This window comes from Thermofilum pendens Hrk 5, from assembly GCF_000015225.1.
Taxonomy (GTDB): domain Archaea; phylum Thermoproteota; class Thermoprotei; order Thermofilales; family Thermofilaceae; genus Thermofilum; species Thermofilum pendens.
Genome location: NC_008698.1, coordinates 1,378,937 through 1,393,897 on the forward strand (window position 1 = coordinate 1,378,937; position 14,961 = coordinate 1,393,897).

The following is a 14,961-nucleotide window of genomic DNA, read 5'->3' on the forward strand; positions in this document are numbered from 1 at the left end:
CTCAGATTTCCGTGCCCTCCACACTCACAACAGACCAGTTTGCCAAGCTACCCGTGGAGGAGGCCTTCAGGATTTTAGAGGCCTCTCCTTCGGGGCTCTCGGAGGAGGAGGCGAGGAGGAGGCTGGAGAAGTACGGCTACAACGAGGTCGTCGAGAAGAAGAGGAGCCCCGTCGTGGAGTTCCTCTCGCGGTACTGGGGCCCCATGCCGTGGCTACTGGAGCTCGCGATTGTTCTCTCCTACCTGCTCGGGCACTACCTGGAGGCCGTGATAATATTCGCCCTACTCACCGTGAACGCGGCTATAGGCTTCGCGCACTCCCGTAAGTCGCAGAAGGCGCTCGAATACCTCAAGAAGAGGCTCGTGGTCAGGGTGAAGGTGCTCCGCGACGGCTCGTGGACCACGAGGGAGGCCAGGGAGATAGTCCCCGGAGACGTGGTTATGCTGGGGCTGGGGGACCTCGTGCCAGCCGACGTCAAGATAGTCAGCGGAGAGCTACTCGTCGACCAGTCGGCGCTTACGGGCGAGTCGCTACCGGTGAGCCTGAAGGAGTCCGACGTCGCGTATGCGGGCTCCGTGGTCGTCAGGGGCGAGGCGAAGTGCCTAGTCGTCAACACGGGGGTCAACACTTACTTCGGGAGGACAGCCGAGCTGGTGAAGATAGCGAAGCCGAGGTCCCACCAGGAGGAGATCATACTCGCCGTCACGAGGTACATGCTCTACGTGGGGGTCGCCGCGCTCCTAGCCACCGCCGCATACGCCTTGGTGCGCGGGATGGACCTCCTCTCGATAGCCGTCTTCGCGGACATATTCCTCATGGGCGCGGTTCCCGTCGCGCTCCCCGCGGTGCTCACGATAGTCCAGGCCGTCGGAGCCCTGGAGCTCGCCAAGGAGGGTGCACTCGTGACGAGGCTCAGCTCAGTCGAGGACGCCGCGTCGATAGACGTGGTCTGCTTGGACAAGACGGGGACCATAACGCAGAACAAGCTTTCGGTCGTGGGAGTAGTGCCCCTCCGAGGCTACGGGGAGGACGACGTCGCGCTCGTAGCGGCTCTAGCCTCGTCCGAGGAGGGCAAGGACATAATAGACTCCGCCGTCATCGGCTACGCCAGGTCGCGGGGGCTGAGGCTCGAAGCCTACAGGCGCGTATCCTTCACGCCGTTCGACCCATCCCTGAAGAGGTCCGAGGCGGTTGTTGAGCACGACGGGGCCCGCTTCAAGGCAGTCAAGGGTGCGCCGCAGGTAGTCCTGGAGCTGTGCAACGGGGCGCCCCGCGAGGCCGAGGAGGCGCTCGAAGAGCTGTCCAGGAGGGGCTACAGGGTGCTAGCCGTCGCGAGGTCCCCGGACAACGACCTCGACACCCTTACGCCAGTAGGGTTGCTGGCCCTCGCCGACCCCGTGAGGCCGGACTCCAAGGCCTTGATAGAGGAGCTTAAAAGCCTCGGGATAAAGCCCATGATGCTCACGGGAGACAACGTCGCCATCGCCAGGGAGGTCGCGCGCCAGGCTTCGATAGGGGACAGGGTCGTATCGTTCGCCGAGTTCAAGCGGCTAAGCAGGGACGAGAAGCTGAGGCTCGTCGATACGTACGACGGCTTCGCCGAGGTGTACCCGGAGGACAAGTACGAGATCGTGCGCCTACTCCAGGAGAAGGGGCACATGGTGGGCATGACGGGGGACGGGGTCAACGACGCCCCAGCCCTCAAGCAGGCGGAGATGGGCATCGCCGTCAGCAACGCGACGGACGTCGCAAAGGCTTCCGCCAGCGTGGTGCTCACCGAGGAGGGGCTCAAGGGGATAGTCAAGGCGATAGTCGTGAGCAGGCAGGTGTACCAGAGGCTACTCTCCTGGGTCGTGAACAAGGTGGTCAAAGTCGTACAGTTCATCGGCATGCTCGCGCTGGGCTTCTTCTGGCTCAACAGGCTCCTGCTGGGGCTACTCGACATGACGCTCCTCCTCCTCGCGAACGACTTCTCCACGATGTCCCTGGCGACGGACAACGTCAAGCATACGAGCAACCCGAACAAGTGGAACGTGAGGAACATCACGCTCGCATCCCTCGCCGTCGGCATACTCATGGTCGCGGAAGGCATGCTGGCAATAGCGCTCGGCATGAGGTACCTAGGCCTCGAGGAGAAACAGCTCAGGAGCTTCACGCTCCTACTACTCGTGTACTCGAGCCAGTTCAGAGTGTACATCGTGAGGGAGAGGAAGCACTTCTGGTCCTCGAGGCCCGGCAACGCGCTCCTAGCCTCGATCACCGCCACTATAGCCGTGTTCACCGCGATGGCCGTGCTCGGAGTCCTGATGACACCCCTTACTCCGCTCCAAGCACTCTTCGCGCTAGGCTACACCGCCGCCTTCACGCTGGGAGTAGTAGACCCCGTCAAGTACGTCGCGTTCAAGAAGTTCCAGCTCTAAGCCCGCCGGCGGGCTAGGCGTACGGCTGGAATAGCAGGAGGGTGCCCGCGGCTATTAGGAGGAGCCCCGAAAGCCTGTTCACGAGGTCCTCCCTGTAGAGGGCGCGCTCGAAGAGCGAGGCAACCTTCCCGGAGCCCGACAGCGCGAGCGCGAGCACCGAGCTGGTCCCGAGGGAGTAGCCGAGCGCCAGGTACAGCGCCTCCGAGAAGTCCTCCATGCTTGTACCCACCACTGCCAGGAAGGGGCCGAGCACGAGGGGGAGGTTGCACTGAACGGACAAGAAGCCGAAGAGGCCGCACCTACCGTACACGCCCAGCCTGCCCCCCGGGAGAACGGCCGGGAGGTCAACCCTGTAGCCAGCAACCCCCGAAGCCCCCAGTAGCAGGAGGAGGATGGCGGTGAAGGATGTCAGGACGGCGTGGGCCACCGAGAGTGCCTTGGAGAGCAGGGCGAAGAGCAACCCCAAGGCGAGTATACTCGACGCGGAAGCCGCGAAGCACCCGCCAGCCATCCTGGACGCCCTAGCCCCTACCCTCGCGGAAGCCGCGGCGTGGGCTATGAGCAGGGGGAGGGTGCAGGGGGAGAACGCCGCAAGGACACCGGCGAAGAACGAGACTACCGCCGCCACCAGGGGCAGGCCGGAGCCCTGGCTCCTCGGCTCCACGGGGCAGGACCCGGCCTCGCAGGAGTTTCCCTGGGGCGCGCCGGCCTGGGGCAGTGGCTGGACCAGGGATGCGAGAACCCAGCTGAGCATGGACTGCGTGACGTTAGGTCCCGGGAATTCCCCCACGTACCTCGCGGCAACCCTTCCGTCCAGGAAGAGTATGTACGTCGGGGTCGACGTCACGCCGTACTTGTAGAAGGCTTCCGCGGTTCCCTCCCCGAGCCTCACCACGTAGAAGCGGACGGCGAGCACCCCGCCCCGGCTGGCTAAGGCCGCCCAGTAGGGCTCCATCTTCTCGCAGACCGGGCACGTGGGCGACGAGAACATAATGGCTACCGCCCCTCCAGAGCTGACGGCGGAGTACACCTCGCTGGAGGACGCCAGGAGGTACGGCTCGGCCGGCCGTTGCGAGCGGGCGTAGAGGAGAGCCACGCTCAGCACTGCGGATAGCGCGACCATGGCTACGAGAGCCCGCCAGCCCAGCCTCCTGCTCTTCGCCGGTGAGTTTAGGCTCAGCTTCCATGTCTTCATGGCGTAAACCCGTGTATCCAGGTGGAATATTACTGTTTCGCGCAGCCCCGCGGATGCACGCACCCGATGCGCAGAGAAAGCGTGAAGCCCGCTTGGAGCGCTGGCCCGGGGGCGGGGTGTCCAACGCGCGGTGAGTCCCACCGGCCTTCATCCTCGCCGACGCGGGCGCGTCCAGCGGGCTCCCGAAGTATAAGTATATCTAGGGGGTTTAAGCCTTTTCCCTGCGTGAAGTTTATTACTCCTCTCATGTTCTGCTAGACTCGGTGATGAATGAACTCCCCGCCTGAGGGGTGAAGAGGTTTCTGGTCGCTGACCTAGAATTTATATAGCTTTAATTGCCCAAAACCTTGAAGGTTGATGTTGAAATCCGAGTTCCTGAAGTTACTCGAAGAGGACGCGGAGTTCCGCCACGCGGTGATGGGGCTCCTAGGCATGAGGGAGCTCTTAGAGCGCTTCGCGAGGCTTGAGGAGAGGTTCAACGAGCTATTGGAGGAGATTAGGGAGCTAAGGAGGATTATCATGGTGGTTAGCCATAGGTTCGGTGTCCTCACTGAGTCGGCTTTCCGCGAAGCAATGAAGTACGTGGTAGAGGAGGTACTGGGCGCCGGTGCAGTTAGGAGGGTGACGATGTACGACGAGGAAGGGCTGGTTTACGGGCACAAGTCCGAGGTAGAGGTAGACCTCGTCGTCAGGGACAGAGAGCACATACTGGTAGAGGTTAAGTCGAGGGTTTCCCGGGGAGACGTCGCCGAGCTCTACAGGGTTGGCTTGCTCTACGAGAAGCTCTACGGGGTTAAGCCGAGGCTTGTGCTCGTAGGTGGCTTTATCGACACTGATGCTTGGGAGACTGCGGGCGCTCTAGGCGTGGCTTTGAAGCCGGCTTTGAAGGAGTGACGCGCTACCTTTATCTCCCCCGCCGCTACTCTAGCACAGTGATGAGCCACGAGTATCGGAGCAGTGAAGAGTGGTGACACGGCTGACTAGCATTTTTATACCTCCCAAGCGGTAGCTTGAGTGGTGTCGGGCGTGGTCTCGGTCGGGGAGCAGGCGCCGGACTTCGAGGCTGAAAGCACGGGCGGGGTGTTCAGGCTAAGCTCGCTCAGGGGTAGGAGGGTCGTGCTCTTCTTCTTCCCCAAGGCCTTCACGCCTGGTTGCTCGCGCGAGCTCTCCGAGTTCAGTGAGCTGTACGAAGAGTTCAAGAGGCTCGGCGCGGAGGTCGTCGGCGTCAGCGCCGACAAGGTGAACACCCTTAGGAAGTTCGCGAAGAGGTACAACGCGGCCTTCAACCTCGTATCCGACCCATCCCTGGAGGTCGCCGGCAAGTACGGCGTCGTGGGAAGGTCCGGGAAGACCGCCGAGAGGGTTACCTTCGTTATAGACGAGCAGGGAGTGGTTAGAGCGGTGCTCAGGGACCTGCCGAGGGCGGAGGACCACCCGCACGCCGCCCTGGAAGCCCTGAAGAGCCTAGCCGGCCAGCAGCCCTAGCGTCTAGCCAGCACGGGGTTGGCTATAGCCCTTACAACGGCGTCCTCGCTTAGAGGGTCGTCGAACGGGTACTCAGCGCTGGCCAGCAGGGGTAGCGCGTAGAAGCCGTCCCCGGAGTGCTCGACGCTAGCCTTGACAACCGAGCTGTCGCCGTCCACGAAGCCCAGCTTAACCACACCGCCCGGGGTGAGCAGTAGAACCACGGAGCCGGCGCCGCCCTCGACGAACACCTCGATGCTCTCAACCCTGGGGAGAAGCCTCGACGTCTCCAGGCTTGCCTCGGCGCCGCCGCCCCGGGCTCGGTAGACGAGCCTGGGCCCCGAGGGGTTCTCGGTGACGTAGACCCTGCCGAGCCTCAGCGACTTGAGGAACTCATCCTCGCTCAGCCTCTCCATGTACACCACGGTCGTCGGCTCCCCCAGCCTCGGTATCCCCTCCTCCCGTGCGACCCTGTGCGCGTCGCTACCCCCCACCGCCACGACGTCCCTCCCCCTCTCCAACAGCTCCACGTACTTCCTGAGGGACAAGTAGTTGAAGTACTCCCAGACGGTCTGCCAGACCTCCAGCCCGTCGACGCGGTCCTCGTTCCCCAGTAGCCAGGGGTAGTCCGGCTTGGGGTGGTTGATGGACGTGAAGTAGCCGCGCCGCTTAGCCTCCTCAATAACCCTCCGCGCGTCGCCCTCGCTCCTAGCCCTGAAGTCCACCCAGCTCCTCACGCCGAAGAGGTTCATGTGCCCGTAGTACGTCGTTACCTCCATCCCCGGGAACACCCTCGCCGGCCCCGCCGTGGACAAGCACTCGGCGACGTGGCTTACGGTATTGTGGTCCGTGAGCACGACGAAGTCGAGCCCCTTCCCGCTGGCTATGCGTGCAAGCTCGGCGACGCTGGCGTCCCCGTCGCTGTGCACGGAATGGACGTGCAAGTCCCCCTTAAACCACCCGGGGCCCCGCGCCCCGCCTCCCCCGCCGGCGGGCTGCGGAACGCGAGCCTCCTCCCCCCGCTCGGAGCCGAGGAGCTCTACCCTAACCTCGTACTCACAACCGCACTCGGGGATCTTGTAGAGCCCGAGCAAGATGTGCCACGTACCCGGCGTGATGTCTCCCGGGAGGTAGCCGGGCGTAGCGTACCGCCTGCCCACCACGAACCTCTTCTTGTTCGTACCGCTCCAGCCCCTGAACACCGAGGGATCCGCGGGGAAGGACGGGTCGCCCGGCGAGAAGAGCCCTATGTCCACCTCGCACTCGCCGCTCCCCGCCGCCCTGTAGCTGTACTCAACCTCTATAGCCTCGACGCCCTCCGGCACCTCGAACGGCAGGAGAACGAACTCGTACTTCTCCTTGTCCTCCCGAGTCAAGACACCCTTAAAGCTCGCCATAAAAAGAACGGCGCGCCGAGGCAATATATCCATGTCGCAGAGAAAGCCTATAACAACTAGGCATCGAAGAACTGTACACTATTCAACAGTTAGCGCGCGCCTGGGCTTTAAGCTACAGTTGAGCTTACGTCTCACGATGTTCAAGGTAAATGTCTCTAGCCTCTATAGAGCCGCAACGCTACGGCCGTCCTCTTCCACTCCTAAGGGTCGGTTTAATTATTTTTCATAAGTTTTCACTGTTGCGATTGAAATGATCCCTGAAATACGAAGGATGGCTGAAATAGAGTTTTATTACGGCGGCCAGAAGCAGCCAAGGAAGAACGCCTCGCGCGCTGCGCGCGCCTTAATACGTAACGAAGGTTTACACCTAAATCGTAATAAAGCTGACTCCGTAGGTTCTTAAAAATAGGTGGGATGTACGAGCATCGAAGACGTCAATAGGTTAATCAGGAGAGCTAGCAGGTTTAGGGATGATGCTGAGAGAGCATTCAACGACGTTACTACGACCTGGCTTGCTTCTACGCTGAGCAATCAACTCAATTAAGGCTGAAGGCATTTATATTGAGGCATATGGGCTTTATGCCGAGGATCCACGATATTAGGGAGTTGCTAGCGATTATTTATAAGTACACGCGGGACAGTAGGGTTGATGAGTTGATGAGGAGGTTTAGGAGGGAGTTGAGGGACCTTGTAGAGGGCTACGTAGTAGCTAGGTACGGCAGTATCGATTATAGCCGCGATGACGCCGAGGTTTGCATTGGATTGATGAGGGATTTATGGAGGTTGATTGAGAGTGTCGAGGGCGGATGCGTACGTTGACTTCGTTAGGGAGAAGATGAGGCTGTTGTCTAGGTTTCGCGAGCTAGCGCCGTCTGTGCTCAGCGTGGTTAAGCGTGTGCTGAGTGAGTATGGAGTTGACGACGAGATATTCTTCTTCGGATCCATCGTTGACGGTAAGTACACGGCTGCAAGCGATGTGGATATCGCTGTGGTGGTTAGGGAGGTGCCGAGGAATAGGTCCGAGATCGCCGGTAAGATTGTGGAGGAGTTAGAAAAAATAGGCGTACCGAGTTGGTTCCCACTTGAGATACACTTTCTAACCCCGGACTTATTCGAGGCACTTAGGAGAGGCGGTGCGAACTTTGTCCGGGCTGAGGACTTCGTAGGAACGGCTAACGGCGCTAATGAGAAGTAAACTGTGAAATCCCCGCAGCTCGTCCGAAGCAATTCACTGGGGACTGCGCGCTTAACGCGTGTCGAAGTTCTTCACTGCATCGCGCGATGCCGTGAAGGTTGCACTAAAAGAGCCTTCATAAGCTCGTAACGGGGTAAGCGCGCGTGCCGCGCGCGGGAACCACCCATGTGTTTGGATGGGGTGGGGCTCGCTGAGCTAGGGATCGATTCCTAGCTTGCTGAGTATTAATGCTGTTAGCCTGGATGCCGCTCTAGCTAGTTCCAAGGCTCTCTCGGCATCGCTCCTCGTGTACACTTCCCACGGTAGTAGGCCTCTTTCGGGCTCGCCGTACGTAGCTCTGCCGTGCTCGGGGGCTAACGTTTTCGCGATGTCGGCTAGCTCTGCGGCCTCTCTCTGCGCGTCAGCGGGTATCGAGCCTAAGAGAGATAGGAGTTCGCCGGATGGGTCGTGGCTCCAGCTCGGCACCCTGAAGTAAGCTATTACTGCTTTAGCGTAGTTCTCGACAGCTAGTTGCGCACTTCCCACGGTCGCCCTCCAGTCCCCCCTTCTGTACGCTTCCTCGGCTTCCCTCAGGTACCCCCTGGGCTAGCCTTAACCTGTATCTAAGCTCGCTCGCTGGGTTGAACACCGCTCAACCCCGGCTGCATTATTGGTTTGCCGTCGCGCCTCATCCACCCGTACTTGCCGTCGCTAGTCCTATACCTCACCAGGTCGAGTTCCCGTATGATCCCGAGGACTCTCTCCTTGAACCTGTGCAGGGATCCGTCGTAGTCGCACGCTACTACTCCGTCGTAGCCTATGTTCACCATGAGCGATGTCCAGTCACCGCTTGTTAATACGTCGACTGTAGTTGTTACGAGGGTTAGCGGTTTGTCTACGTGCTTAGCTATAGCCTTGTACGCCCTGGCCCTAACTTCGAAGCCCCTAAGCGTCTTGAAGACCACGAATACGTCGACGTCGCTGCGCTCGCCAGCCTCGCACCTAGCGAAGCTTCCGAACAGCATGAGGCCTACGAACTCATCGCCGAACACCCTTCTAAGCTCTTTGCAGGCGTTGATTAGCCCGCTCCAAACGTCGTCGAGGCACATCTCCATGATACGCACGGCGAGGGCAGAGATAAGCGTTGCGCGAACCAGGAGCTCATGCTTGTTGAAGGTCAACCCTTATATACTACGTTCGTTACTACTTTTGGGGAAGACGATGGGTGGCTACGTTACCGTCTCCGCTAAGGTTAGGAGGGAGCTTAAAGAGGAGGCGGAGAGGCTGGGTATCAGGATTTCCGAGGTTCTTAGGCGCGCGTTGGAGGAGGAGGTTAAGCGGCGCAAGCTGGAGGAGCTCGAGAAGAGGCTCGAAGCCATGCGCGGCGCGCTGGAGAGGATAGACGTCGAGAGGGTTGTGAGGGGGATTAGGGAGGATAGGGAGAGGTAGCCCTGGATGGAGAGGAGGTTCCTCCTGGACGCCTCGTCGGTCGTGCAGGCCTTGAAGCTCGGGAACTTGAGGGTAATCTACGGGAACTACATCCAGTGGCTTACCGTATACGAGGTTGTTAACGCGCTTTGGAAGGAGGCCCTGCTGGCCGGTAGTATAAGCGTCGAGGAGGCCTCCAACCTGGTCGAGGTGTTCGCCGAGACCGTTAAGCTCGTAGAGGTGCTGAGCCCCCACCCGTACGAGGCGGAGATACTGGAGACAGCCGCCAAGCTGGGGTTAACGGCTTACGACGCGTCCTACGTGGTGCTAGCGATAAGGAACGGTTTATCCCTGGTGACCGAGGACAGGGTGCTGAGGGAGAAGGCGAAAGGCGTAGTTAAAGCTGTGAGCCTAAGGGAAGTACTCTAGAGCGCACGCTCAAACAGGCTTGTTCGGCGGGGGCAGGACGCCTCTCTTCAACAGGAAACCCTTCGCCATCGCTATGGCGACCCTCAGCTTCCCCGCGTACCTCGCCAGCTCCTCCCTCCTGCTCTCCCTCCACTCCATGATGAGCAAGTCGTGTATCTTTTCGAGTTCGAAGACGTCGTCCCACGTCAGCTCGTCGGGGTCCTTGGATAGGAGCTGGCCGAGCCTCTCGTAAACCTCCTTCGTGTAGTACTTCGTCTTGGGCTGAGGCCTGGAGACAGCCAAGAGGGTCTGGAGAGCCTTGTACTCGGTGCCCGCTAGGAGCCCTTTGCCTACCTGTATGGAGAGCAGAGCCTCGTTGAAGTCGACTAAGCTGTTAACGCTTCTAGTGATCTCGTCGAGCCTGCTCTCTAAGCCGCCAAGCCTACTCTCTAGGCCGCTTAACCTTTTCTCGACGTAAGCAATCCTCCTCTCGATGTAGACTACCAGGATTGCTATGGCTGTGGCTACGAGGGGGGCTTGCGTAACGAGTAGCGAGACGAGGTCGAGCAACTCCATAGCCTATACGTTAAGTCCGGCTCGGTAGATTAAAGCTTTACCGCGACAGGAGCCAAAAAGCTCACCCCTCTACGCGCGGCCGGGAGAAAAGCGCGTCGCCAGCGCGGCGGTGGCTGGCAGGGAGGCTAGTAGCACCGAGGAGGCTACCAGCAACGCCGGGAGGCTTTGAGCGGCAATGCCGGCGGCCAGGCTGAACGGGAGCCCCGCCAGGGCTCCCAACACGTAGAGAGTTGCAAGCGCCTTGCCGACGTCGCCTCCCATGCTTCTCTGCACCGCCGAGAGGATCCAGAGGAAAAACGCGCCGTTCCCGAAGCCGTTCAACGTCGAGAAGGCGAGTAGGATCGTGGCGAGGAGAAGGCTGGGCTCCGCGGACATGGATAGCCCCAGCAAGGCGGGGTACGCGGAGAGGAGCAACAGGCCGGCGTAGAGGAAGCCTTCCCCGAGGACGCCCCTCCTCGCGGCCAGCGCGCTCGCAGCCAGGGAGCCTAGCCCGGTGAGGGCGGAGAGCAGGGAGTAGCTAGCCGTGAAGCCTGGTAGCACTTCCCCGAGCCTGCCCGCTACAAGCGCCACCGAGACGTTTACGAGCGCACCCACGCCGGATATCGCCGTTGAGAGTACTAGGGCGAGGCGCGGGGCCCTGGAGCCTGCGAGCCTGCACAGCGCTTGGAGAAAGCCGCCGCCGGGCCCTATTGGCGCGTTTAGGCCTCTACGCGCCAGTACAGCCGTTAACAGTGCGAGGGCTGAGAGCTCGAGGGCGACAGCCGCGGAGATGCCCGCGGGGCCGGCGGAGGCCATCCACGCGGCTAGAGGGGGGCCCGCCACCATGGCGATGGAGTACGACACTTCGAGCACGGCGTTGACCCTCTCGGGAGCCTCCGGGTCGAGGATGGGGGCAGGGCGTACTTCAAAGCGCCGTACGACGCGAGGACCGCTTCCAGGCCGAGCGCTAGGAGGACTAGGAGGGTCGGGGGCGGCGCTCGGAGGCTTAGCGCCCAGTGTGCGGCGGCTGTGAAGACGGGGATGGACCAGGCTGTGCACAGCAGGACGAGGCCTGCCCCCTTCTTGTCCGCGGCGTAGCCCAGGAGGATTGTTAGCGCGGCGGAGGCTAGGAGGCGGGCGGCGAAAACCGCGGATACCGCTAGGGCTCCGCCGGCCCGGGTGTACGCGGCTTCCAGCAGGCATAGAGACACGTACCACAGCGCAACGCTCACGGAGAGGTCTGCAACGCCGAGTACGAGCGAGCCGCGGGTCTCCACGCGTAGCCCTAGCCCCTCTTGACGTAAAAGTTTTCTGCATAGAGGTAATTTGCAAAACTGCTTTAGCTGTCCGAGGGCTGGTATAGCTTTTTGTCGAAACTGTTTTCGATAAAGTTTTTAAGAATGAAAAGCGCCCTCCCAAGCGTGGTTACGCCGCAGGAAGTCGGCTGGACTATCGCCCTCTTCGCCTGGGTAATGTTCGTAGTGCTCGTCGTGGCTAAGGCTACCTACAACTTCTTCGTTAAGAGGAGCAACGAGCGCGTCGCTATCTACTACGCCAGGAAGGTTATACACATCCTCGCCGGGGGGCTTGTCGCGGCGGTTATCGCGTACTTCCCGATATTCTCGACCCCCGTACTGCCGTTCGCGATGGCGATGGTGCTGGCTCTCCTAACTTACCTGCCTCACAGGACGGGCAAGCTGATGTACTGGTTCCAGGACCCCGAGAACATCTACGAGGTGGACTTCTGCTTGATGTGGGGCGTGTTCGTCGTTCTCGGCTGGTTCGTCGGGAGGGACCTTAAGCTGGCCAACCCGTTCCTGTTCCCAGCGCTCCCCCTGCTCTTCATGGCTGTCGGCGACGGGGTTACGGGGATAGTTAGGAACGCTCTCTTCAAGAGGAGGGTTAAGCACTGGAGCGGGAACCTCGCGATGTTCATAGTGTCCGCCGCCATGGCTGTCGCCATGGGGTTCGGCGTCCCGGGAGTACTGTCCGCCGCCCTCGCCAGCCTGGTGGAGAGGTGGGAGTACATCGGAAAGCTGAGGATAGACGACAACGTCTCCGTGCCGACGGTCTCCTTCGCCGCCCTCTACCTGCTCACGCGGTACGTGCCGGTCTAGGCATCGGCGTACTCGGGCGTCCTCGAGACCTCTCGGGTAGCTAGCAGACGCTTTTCTTCCTGTATGAGTCTGAGGGCGTACTCCTCGTACTGGTATATCTTCGCGGACACCGCGAGCCTGAAGCCGCTCGGGGGGCTGACCACTATCGCCTCCCCCCTGTCGAGGGTCTTTATCTCGGCTTCGGCCTCGTCGAGGTACGGGCTGTGGTTCATGACGGCGAGGTAGTCGGGCCTCGTTGGAAGGGAGAGTATGACCTTGGTGAGCGCCTGCCTCACCACCGCGTCCATGAGCTCGCTGGGCATCTGCGTTATGTAGAGCCCTCCGACCTTGTACTTCCTGCCCCTCTTCGCTATTATGGAGAACACGTTCTCCCTGACCTCCCCCTTCCCGCCCAGCGCCTGGGACCCGAGGTACCTGTGCGCCTCCTCCACCATTATGAGCACGGGCGGGAGCTGGCTCCACTTCTCCGGGAGCTCCTTGCGCATCCTCTCGTAGGCCCTGAATACCCTCTCGGCGACCACGGTCGCTAGGAGCTTTTCCTCGCCTTCCGTCGCGAAGGGGGTTTCTATGAGAACGACCCTGCCCTTGAGGACCATCGAGAGAACGGCCGCCGCCAGGTCGTAGCCGCAGTCCCTGCAGAATACCGAGCCGTCCCCCGTCAGGTACCTGATCTTCCTCTTAGTAACGCTGATCGTGTTGACGCCCGCCATCCTGCCGAGCCTCGAGTAGACTGTCCTCGCGTCCCCCGAGAGGAGCGCCTCCACCCACCCCTCCCCGAACTGCTTGTAGGCAAGCCAGAGTAGCTCCTCCTGGGGGCTCGAGAACTCGCCCGTGAGCGCGAAGTCCCCCGGCTTGAGGCGCGAGACGTCCATCTTGAGGGGGTAGGCCGGTATGCTCCTCTCCTCCCCGAGCTCCGGGAGCTCTACCCTCAGCCTCCCGGGCCTGGGGACCCTGGCCGACACGAGGAAGAGGTACTCCTCGGAGAACGGCAGGTGCGCCAGTCCCATCTCGCCCGGCTTCGAGCCCAGCAGGTACTCGCTCTCGCAGTCGAATACGACGAGGCTGTACCTCCCCCTGAGGTGCAGTATCGAGGCTGCCAGGACCCTGCCGAAGTTGCTCTTACCCGCCCCCGTCCCGCCGACCACGAGTATGTGGTGGGGGATTGTCTTCGCGCCGTCCAGCGCGACCTCGACGTCCACGGCGCTGTGGCCGAACCTCACCCTGCCTATCGGTATGTCCCCCGTGTGGAGCCTGAGCATCTTCAAGTCCTCCTCGCCGAGCTCCTCGACGGGGGAGAAGAGGGCCGGGACGCTGCTCGGCCCGTGAACCTCGCCGTCCTCGTCTATCTGCGCCACTATGGTAGCTATGGCTGTGTCGTAGAGCCTGAGGTCCCTGTCCCTCAGCTGGGGCTTCTCGCCTCTGTCCGCCTTGCTACTAATGATCGCTACCTCCGCCGGCGTCAAGAGGCTCTCGGGCTTGAAGTCCACTACCTTCAACACGTACCTCCTGCCGCGGTCTACGACCTTTACCAGCATCCCCCTCTCGACGACAGAGTCCTCGGCTATCCTGAACTTCACGGTGACGCCCTCAGCCCACACGACGACGCCGAGCCTCAACCCACACCACCCCACAGGTACTTCGACTTGAACTCGGAGCCCCCGCTGTCCTCCAGGAGCCTCCTACCCGCGGACTCCGCCCTGCCCACCCCGAGCTCCTCCAGGAGTAGCTCCCTGTCCATCGAGAGCTCGTCATCGCTAATCCTCGAAAGGTTGTGCACGATCTTCAGCGGCAACGGGTAGCCCGGAGAGGTGAAGTCCTGGAGGTACGCGAGCATGCCGGCCAGGTAGTCGAAGTCGGCCCTCACGGCCAGCTCCCACGTCACGTCGACCCTGAACGCCGCCGCGTCCGGCGACAGCCTCGCCGCGCCGACCCCTAGCCCCACACCCCCCAGCCTCTCGCCCTCGAGGAGCGGGTAGTACGCCCAGGGAAGCCCCTTGAAGAGCCTGTTCCCGAGCCTCGCGACGTAGCCGACCGCGCTTTCGCCGCTCGAGAGGCGTATAGAGGAGGACTTCGGGATCCCGACGACCCTCCAGTCCCTCTCGACCAGCGCCTTGAAGACCCTCCTAGCCCTAGAGCCCGACCTGAAGAAGAGGGGCCTGTCCAGTAGTATCAGCGCACCCGGGTTCTCCTTGGCGAACCTCAGCGCAGCTTCGAGCTCGACCTCCGCGAGCCAGTCGCCAGCCTCGTCCAGGCTCTCGACGACCCTAACCCTCTTTACGGGGTCGAATATCTTGACGCGCTCAACCCCCCTCCACGCGCCCGCGGCGACCTTCGCGGAGACTATCTTAAAGCTCCCCGCGTCGAAGAGTACCCTCGCCGCCGCGTCGACTGCGTAGACGAGCTCCCTGTGCGGGACCTCCTCCACAGCCCTGAACCTCGACTCCGAGACCGGTGGCCCCCTCACGACGACGCCCTCGAACCTAGCGTACGGGTAGGGGCGCGCGGGCTCGCCGAGGAGGGTTAGCTGCACAGCCCCGCCGCTCTTCCTGTAGATCTCGTTCACCCTTTCGACGAGCATCTCGACGTCCGCGCCTAGGTAGCCAGCCTTCTCGAGTAGCGCCACGCCTGCCACCAAGCATGAGTACTTTTTACTTTTTATAAAGGGTAGCGAAGGTACCTCCGTGAAACAACCAACTAGGGGTCGTCCGACCGTAGTGCGAAGGTAAAACGGTAGCATTTTACTGCAACCTTTTCCCGTCGGGAAGCACGGGAAGAATGGTTGCGTTAAAACGTTACCGTTGCT

17 protein-coding genes are annotated in these 14,961 nt (G+C 61.4%); 8 read left to right on the plus strand and 9 right to left on the minus strand.

What is annotated here, in order from left to right; translation table 11 throughout:
* The first annotated feature begins 53 nt into the window (after positions 1-53).
* Entirely contained in the window at positions 54-2,420 is a 2,367-nt protein-coding gene (locus tag TPEN_RS07305) for a plasma-membrane proton-efflux P-type ATPase (RefSeq protein WP_425358388.1), read from the plus strand.
* A gap of 13 nt (positions 2,421-2,433) precedes the next feature.
* Here the strand turns inward: TPEN_RS07305 and TPEN_RS07310 are convergent, their stop codons facing one another.
* Positions 2,434-3,615, minus strand: a complete 1,182-nt coding sequence (locus tag TPEN_RS07310; protein ID WP_052885280.1) for a thioredoxin fold domain-containing protein — start codon at positions 3,613-3,615, stop codon at positions 2,434-2,436.
* 357 nt (positions 3,616-3,972) lie between these two features.
* Here TPEN_RS07310 and TPEN_RS07315 point away from each other — a divergent pair, with 357 nt between their 5' ends.
* Together TPEN_RS07315 and TPEN_RS07320 are read left to right on the plus strand one after the other, a co-directional pair.
* Complete coding sequence (locus TPEN_RS07315) at positions 3,973-4,509, plus strand: DUF3782 domain-containing protein (RefSeq protein WP_052885281.1); 537 nt, start codon at positions 3,973-3,975, stop codon at positions 4,507-4,509.
* A 120-nt stretch (positions 4,510-4,629) separates the two neighbouring features.
* Positions 4,630-5,100 (plus strand): peroxiredoxin, encoded by a 471-nt coding sequence (locus tag TPEN_RS07320; protein ID WP_011753092.1) that lies wholly within the window; start codon positions 4,630-4,632, stop codon positions 5,098-5,100.
* Here the strand turns inward: TPEN_RS07320 and TPEN_RS07325 are convergent.
* Complete coding sequence (locus TPEN_RS07325) at positions 5,097-6,476, minus strand: CehA/McbA family metallohydrolase (protein ID WP_052885282.1); 1,380 nt, start codon at positions 6,474-6,476, stop codon at positions 5,097-5,099. The two genes, TPEN_RS07320 and TPEN_RS07325, sit on opposite strands and share 4 nt — an antisense overlap.
* 507 nt (positions 6,477-6,983) lie before the next feature.
* On the opposite strand from TPEN_RS07325, the gene TPEN_RS07330 reads away from it, so the two are divergent.
* Together TPEN_RS07330 and TPEN_RS07335 are read left to right on the plus strand one after the other, a co-directional pair.
* Entirely contained in the window at positions 6,984-7,295 is a 312-nt protein-coding gene (locus TPEN_RS07330; protein WP_342610101.1) for a HEPN domain-containing protein, read from the plus strand.
* Positions 7,270-7,671 (plus strand): nucleotidyltransferase domain-containing protein, encoded by a 402-nt coding sequence (locus TPEN_RS07335; RefSeq protein WP_011753095.1) that lies wholly within the window; start codon positions 7,270-7,272, stop codon positions 7,669-7,671. Before TPEN_RS07330 ends, TPEN_RS07335 begins: the two co-directional genes overlap by 26 nt.
* Positions 7,672-7,866: 195 nt before the next feature.
* Here the strand turns inward: TPEN_RS07335 and TPEN_RS07340 are convergent, their stop codons facing one another.
* The gene (locus TPEN_RS07340; RefSeq protein WP_011753096.1) at positions 7,867-8,196 is read right to left on the minus strand and encodes a HEPN domain-containing protein; all 330 of its coding nucleotides are present in this window, start codon (positions 8,194-8,196) and stop codon (positions 7,867-7,869) included.
* 77 nt (positions 8,197-8,273) lie between these two features.
* Complete coding sequence (locus TPEN_RS07345; protein WP_245534159.1) at positions 8,274-8,765, minus strand: nucleotidyltransferase family protein; 492 nt, start codon at positions 8,763-8,765, stop codon at positions 8,274-8,276.
* A 106-nt stretch (positions 8,766-8,871) separates the two neighbouring features.
* On the opposite strand from TPEN_RS07345, the gene TPEN_RS07350 reads away from it, so the two are divergent.
* Together TPEN_RS07350 and TPEN_RS07355 are read left to right on the plus strand one after the other, a co-directional pair.
* Positions 8,872-9,099, plus strand: coding sequence for a type II toxin-antitoxin system CcdA family antitoxin (locus TPEN_RS07350; protein WP_052885284.1), 228 nt, complete (start codon positions 8,872-8,874; stop codon positions 9,097-9,099).
* Between the two features lie 6 nt (positions 9,100-9,105).
* Positions 9,106-9,507 (plus strand): type II toxin-antitoxin system VapC family toxin, encoded by a 402-nt coding sequence (locus TPEN_RS07355; protein ID WP_011753098.1) that lies wholly within the window; start codon positions 9,106-9,108, stop codon positions 9,505-9,507.
* A gap of 9 nt (positions 9,508-9,516) precedes the next feature.
* Here TPEN_RS07355 and TPEN_RS07360 read toward each other — a convergent pair whose 3' ends face one another.
* The 3 genes from TPEN_RS07360 to TPEN_RS07370 all read right to left on the minus strand — a co-directional run bounded on the left by TPEN_RS07360 (position 9,517) and on the right by TPEN_RS07370 (position 11,318).
* Entirely contained in the window at positions 9,517-10,062 is a 546-nt protein-coding gene (locus tag TPEN_RS07360; protein ID WP_011753099.1) for a hypothetical protein, read from the minus strand.
* A gap of 69 nt (positions 10,063-10,131) precedes the next feature.
* Positions 10,132-10,914: a hypothetical protein gene (locus TPEN_RS07365; protein WP_187146324.1), complete on the minus strand. Its 783-nt coding sequence runs from the start codon at positions 10,912-10,914 to the stop codon at positions 10,132-10,134.
* Entirely contained in the window at positions 10,866-11,318 is a 453-nt protein-coding gene (locus tag TPEN_RS07370; RefSeq protein WP_052885286.1) for a hypothetical protein, read from the minus strand. Before TPEN_RS07370 ends, TPEN_RS07365 begins: the two co-directional genes overlap by 49 nt.
* A 144-nt stretch (positions 11,319-11,462) precedes the next feature.
* Between TPEN_RS07370 and TPEN_RS07375 the strand changes: the two genes are divergently transcribed.
* Positions 11,463-12,158 carry a hypothetical protein gene (locus TPEN_RS07375; RefSeq protein ID WP_052885287.1) on the plus strand — a complete coding sequence of 232 codons (696 nt, stop codon included), beginning with the start codon at positions 11,463-11,465 and terminating at the stop codon, positions 12,156-12,158.
* Here TPEN_RS07375 and TPEN_RS07380 read toward each other — a convergent pair.
* Together TPEN_RS07380 and TPEN_RS07385 are read right to left on the minus strand one after the other, a co-directional pair.
* Positions 12,155-13,774 carry an ATP-binding protein gene (locus tag TPEN_RS07380; protein ID WP_011753102.1) on the minus strand — a complete coding sequence of 540 codons (1,620 nt, stop codon included), beginning with the start codon at positions 13,772-13,774 and terminating at the stop codon, positions 12,155-12,157. The genes TPEN_RS07375 and TPEN_RS07380 overlap by 4 nt on opposite strands.
* On the minus strand, positions 13,771-14,790 hold the full coding sequence (locus tag TPEN_RS07385) for a DNA double-strand break repair nuclease NurA (RefSeq protein ID WP_052885288.1): 1,020 nt from the start codon (positions 14,788-14,790) through the stop codon (positions 13,771-13,773). The genes TPEN_RS07380 and TPEN_RS07385 overlap by 4 nt, the downstream gene beginning before the upstream one ends.
* Between the last annotated feature and the right edge of the window lie 171 nt (positions 14,791-14,961).

Bases quoted from the DNA above. Each gene is read 5' to 3' on its own strand.
- TPEN_RS07310 (WP_052885280.1), bottom strand. From the start codon at position 3,615: ATGAAGACATGGAAGCTGAGCCTAAACTCACCGGCGAAGAGCAGGAGG.
- TPEN_RS07315 (WP_052885281.1), top strand. From the start codon at position 3,973: ATGTTGAAATCCGAGTTCCTGAAGTTACTCGAAGAGGACGCGGAGTTC.
- TPEN_RS07325 (WP_052885282.1), bottom strand. From the start codon at position 6,476: ATGGCGAGCTTTAAGGGTGTCTTGACTCGGGAGGACAAGGAGAAGTAC.
- TPEN_RS07345 (WP_245534159.1), bottom strand. From the start codon at position 8,765: ATGGAGATGTGCCTCGACGACGTTTGGAGCGGGCTAATCAACGCCTGC.
- TPEN_RS07350 (WP_052885284.1), top strand. From the start codon at position 8,872: ATGGGTGGCTACGTTACCGTCTCCGCTAAGGTTAGGAGGGAGCTTAAA.
- TPEN_RS07355 (WP_011753098.1), top strand. From the start codon at position 9,106: ATGGAGAGGAGGTTCCTCCTGGACGCCTCGTCGGTCGTGCAGGCCTTG.
- TPEN_RS07360 (WP_011753099.1), bottom strand. From the start codon at position 10,062: ATGGAGTTGCTCGACCTCGTCTCGCTACTCGTTACGCAAGCCCCCCTC.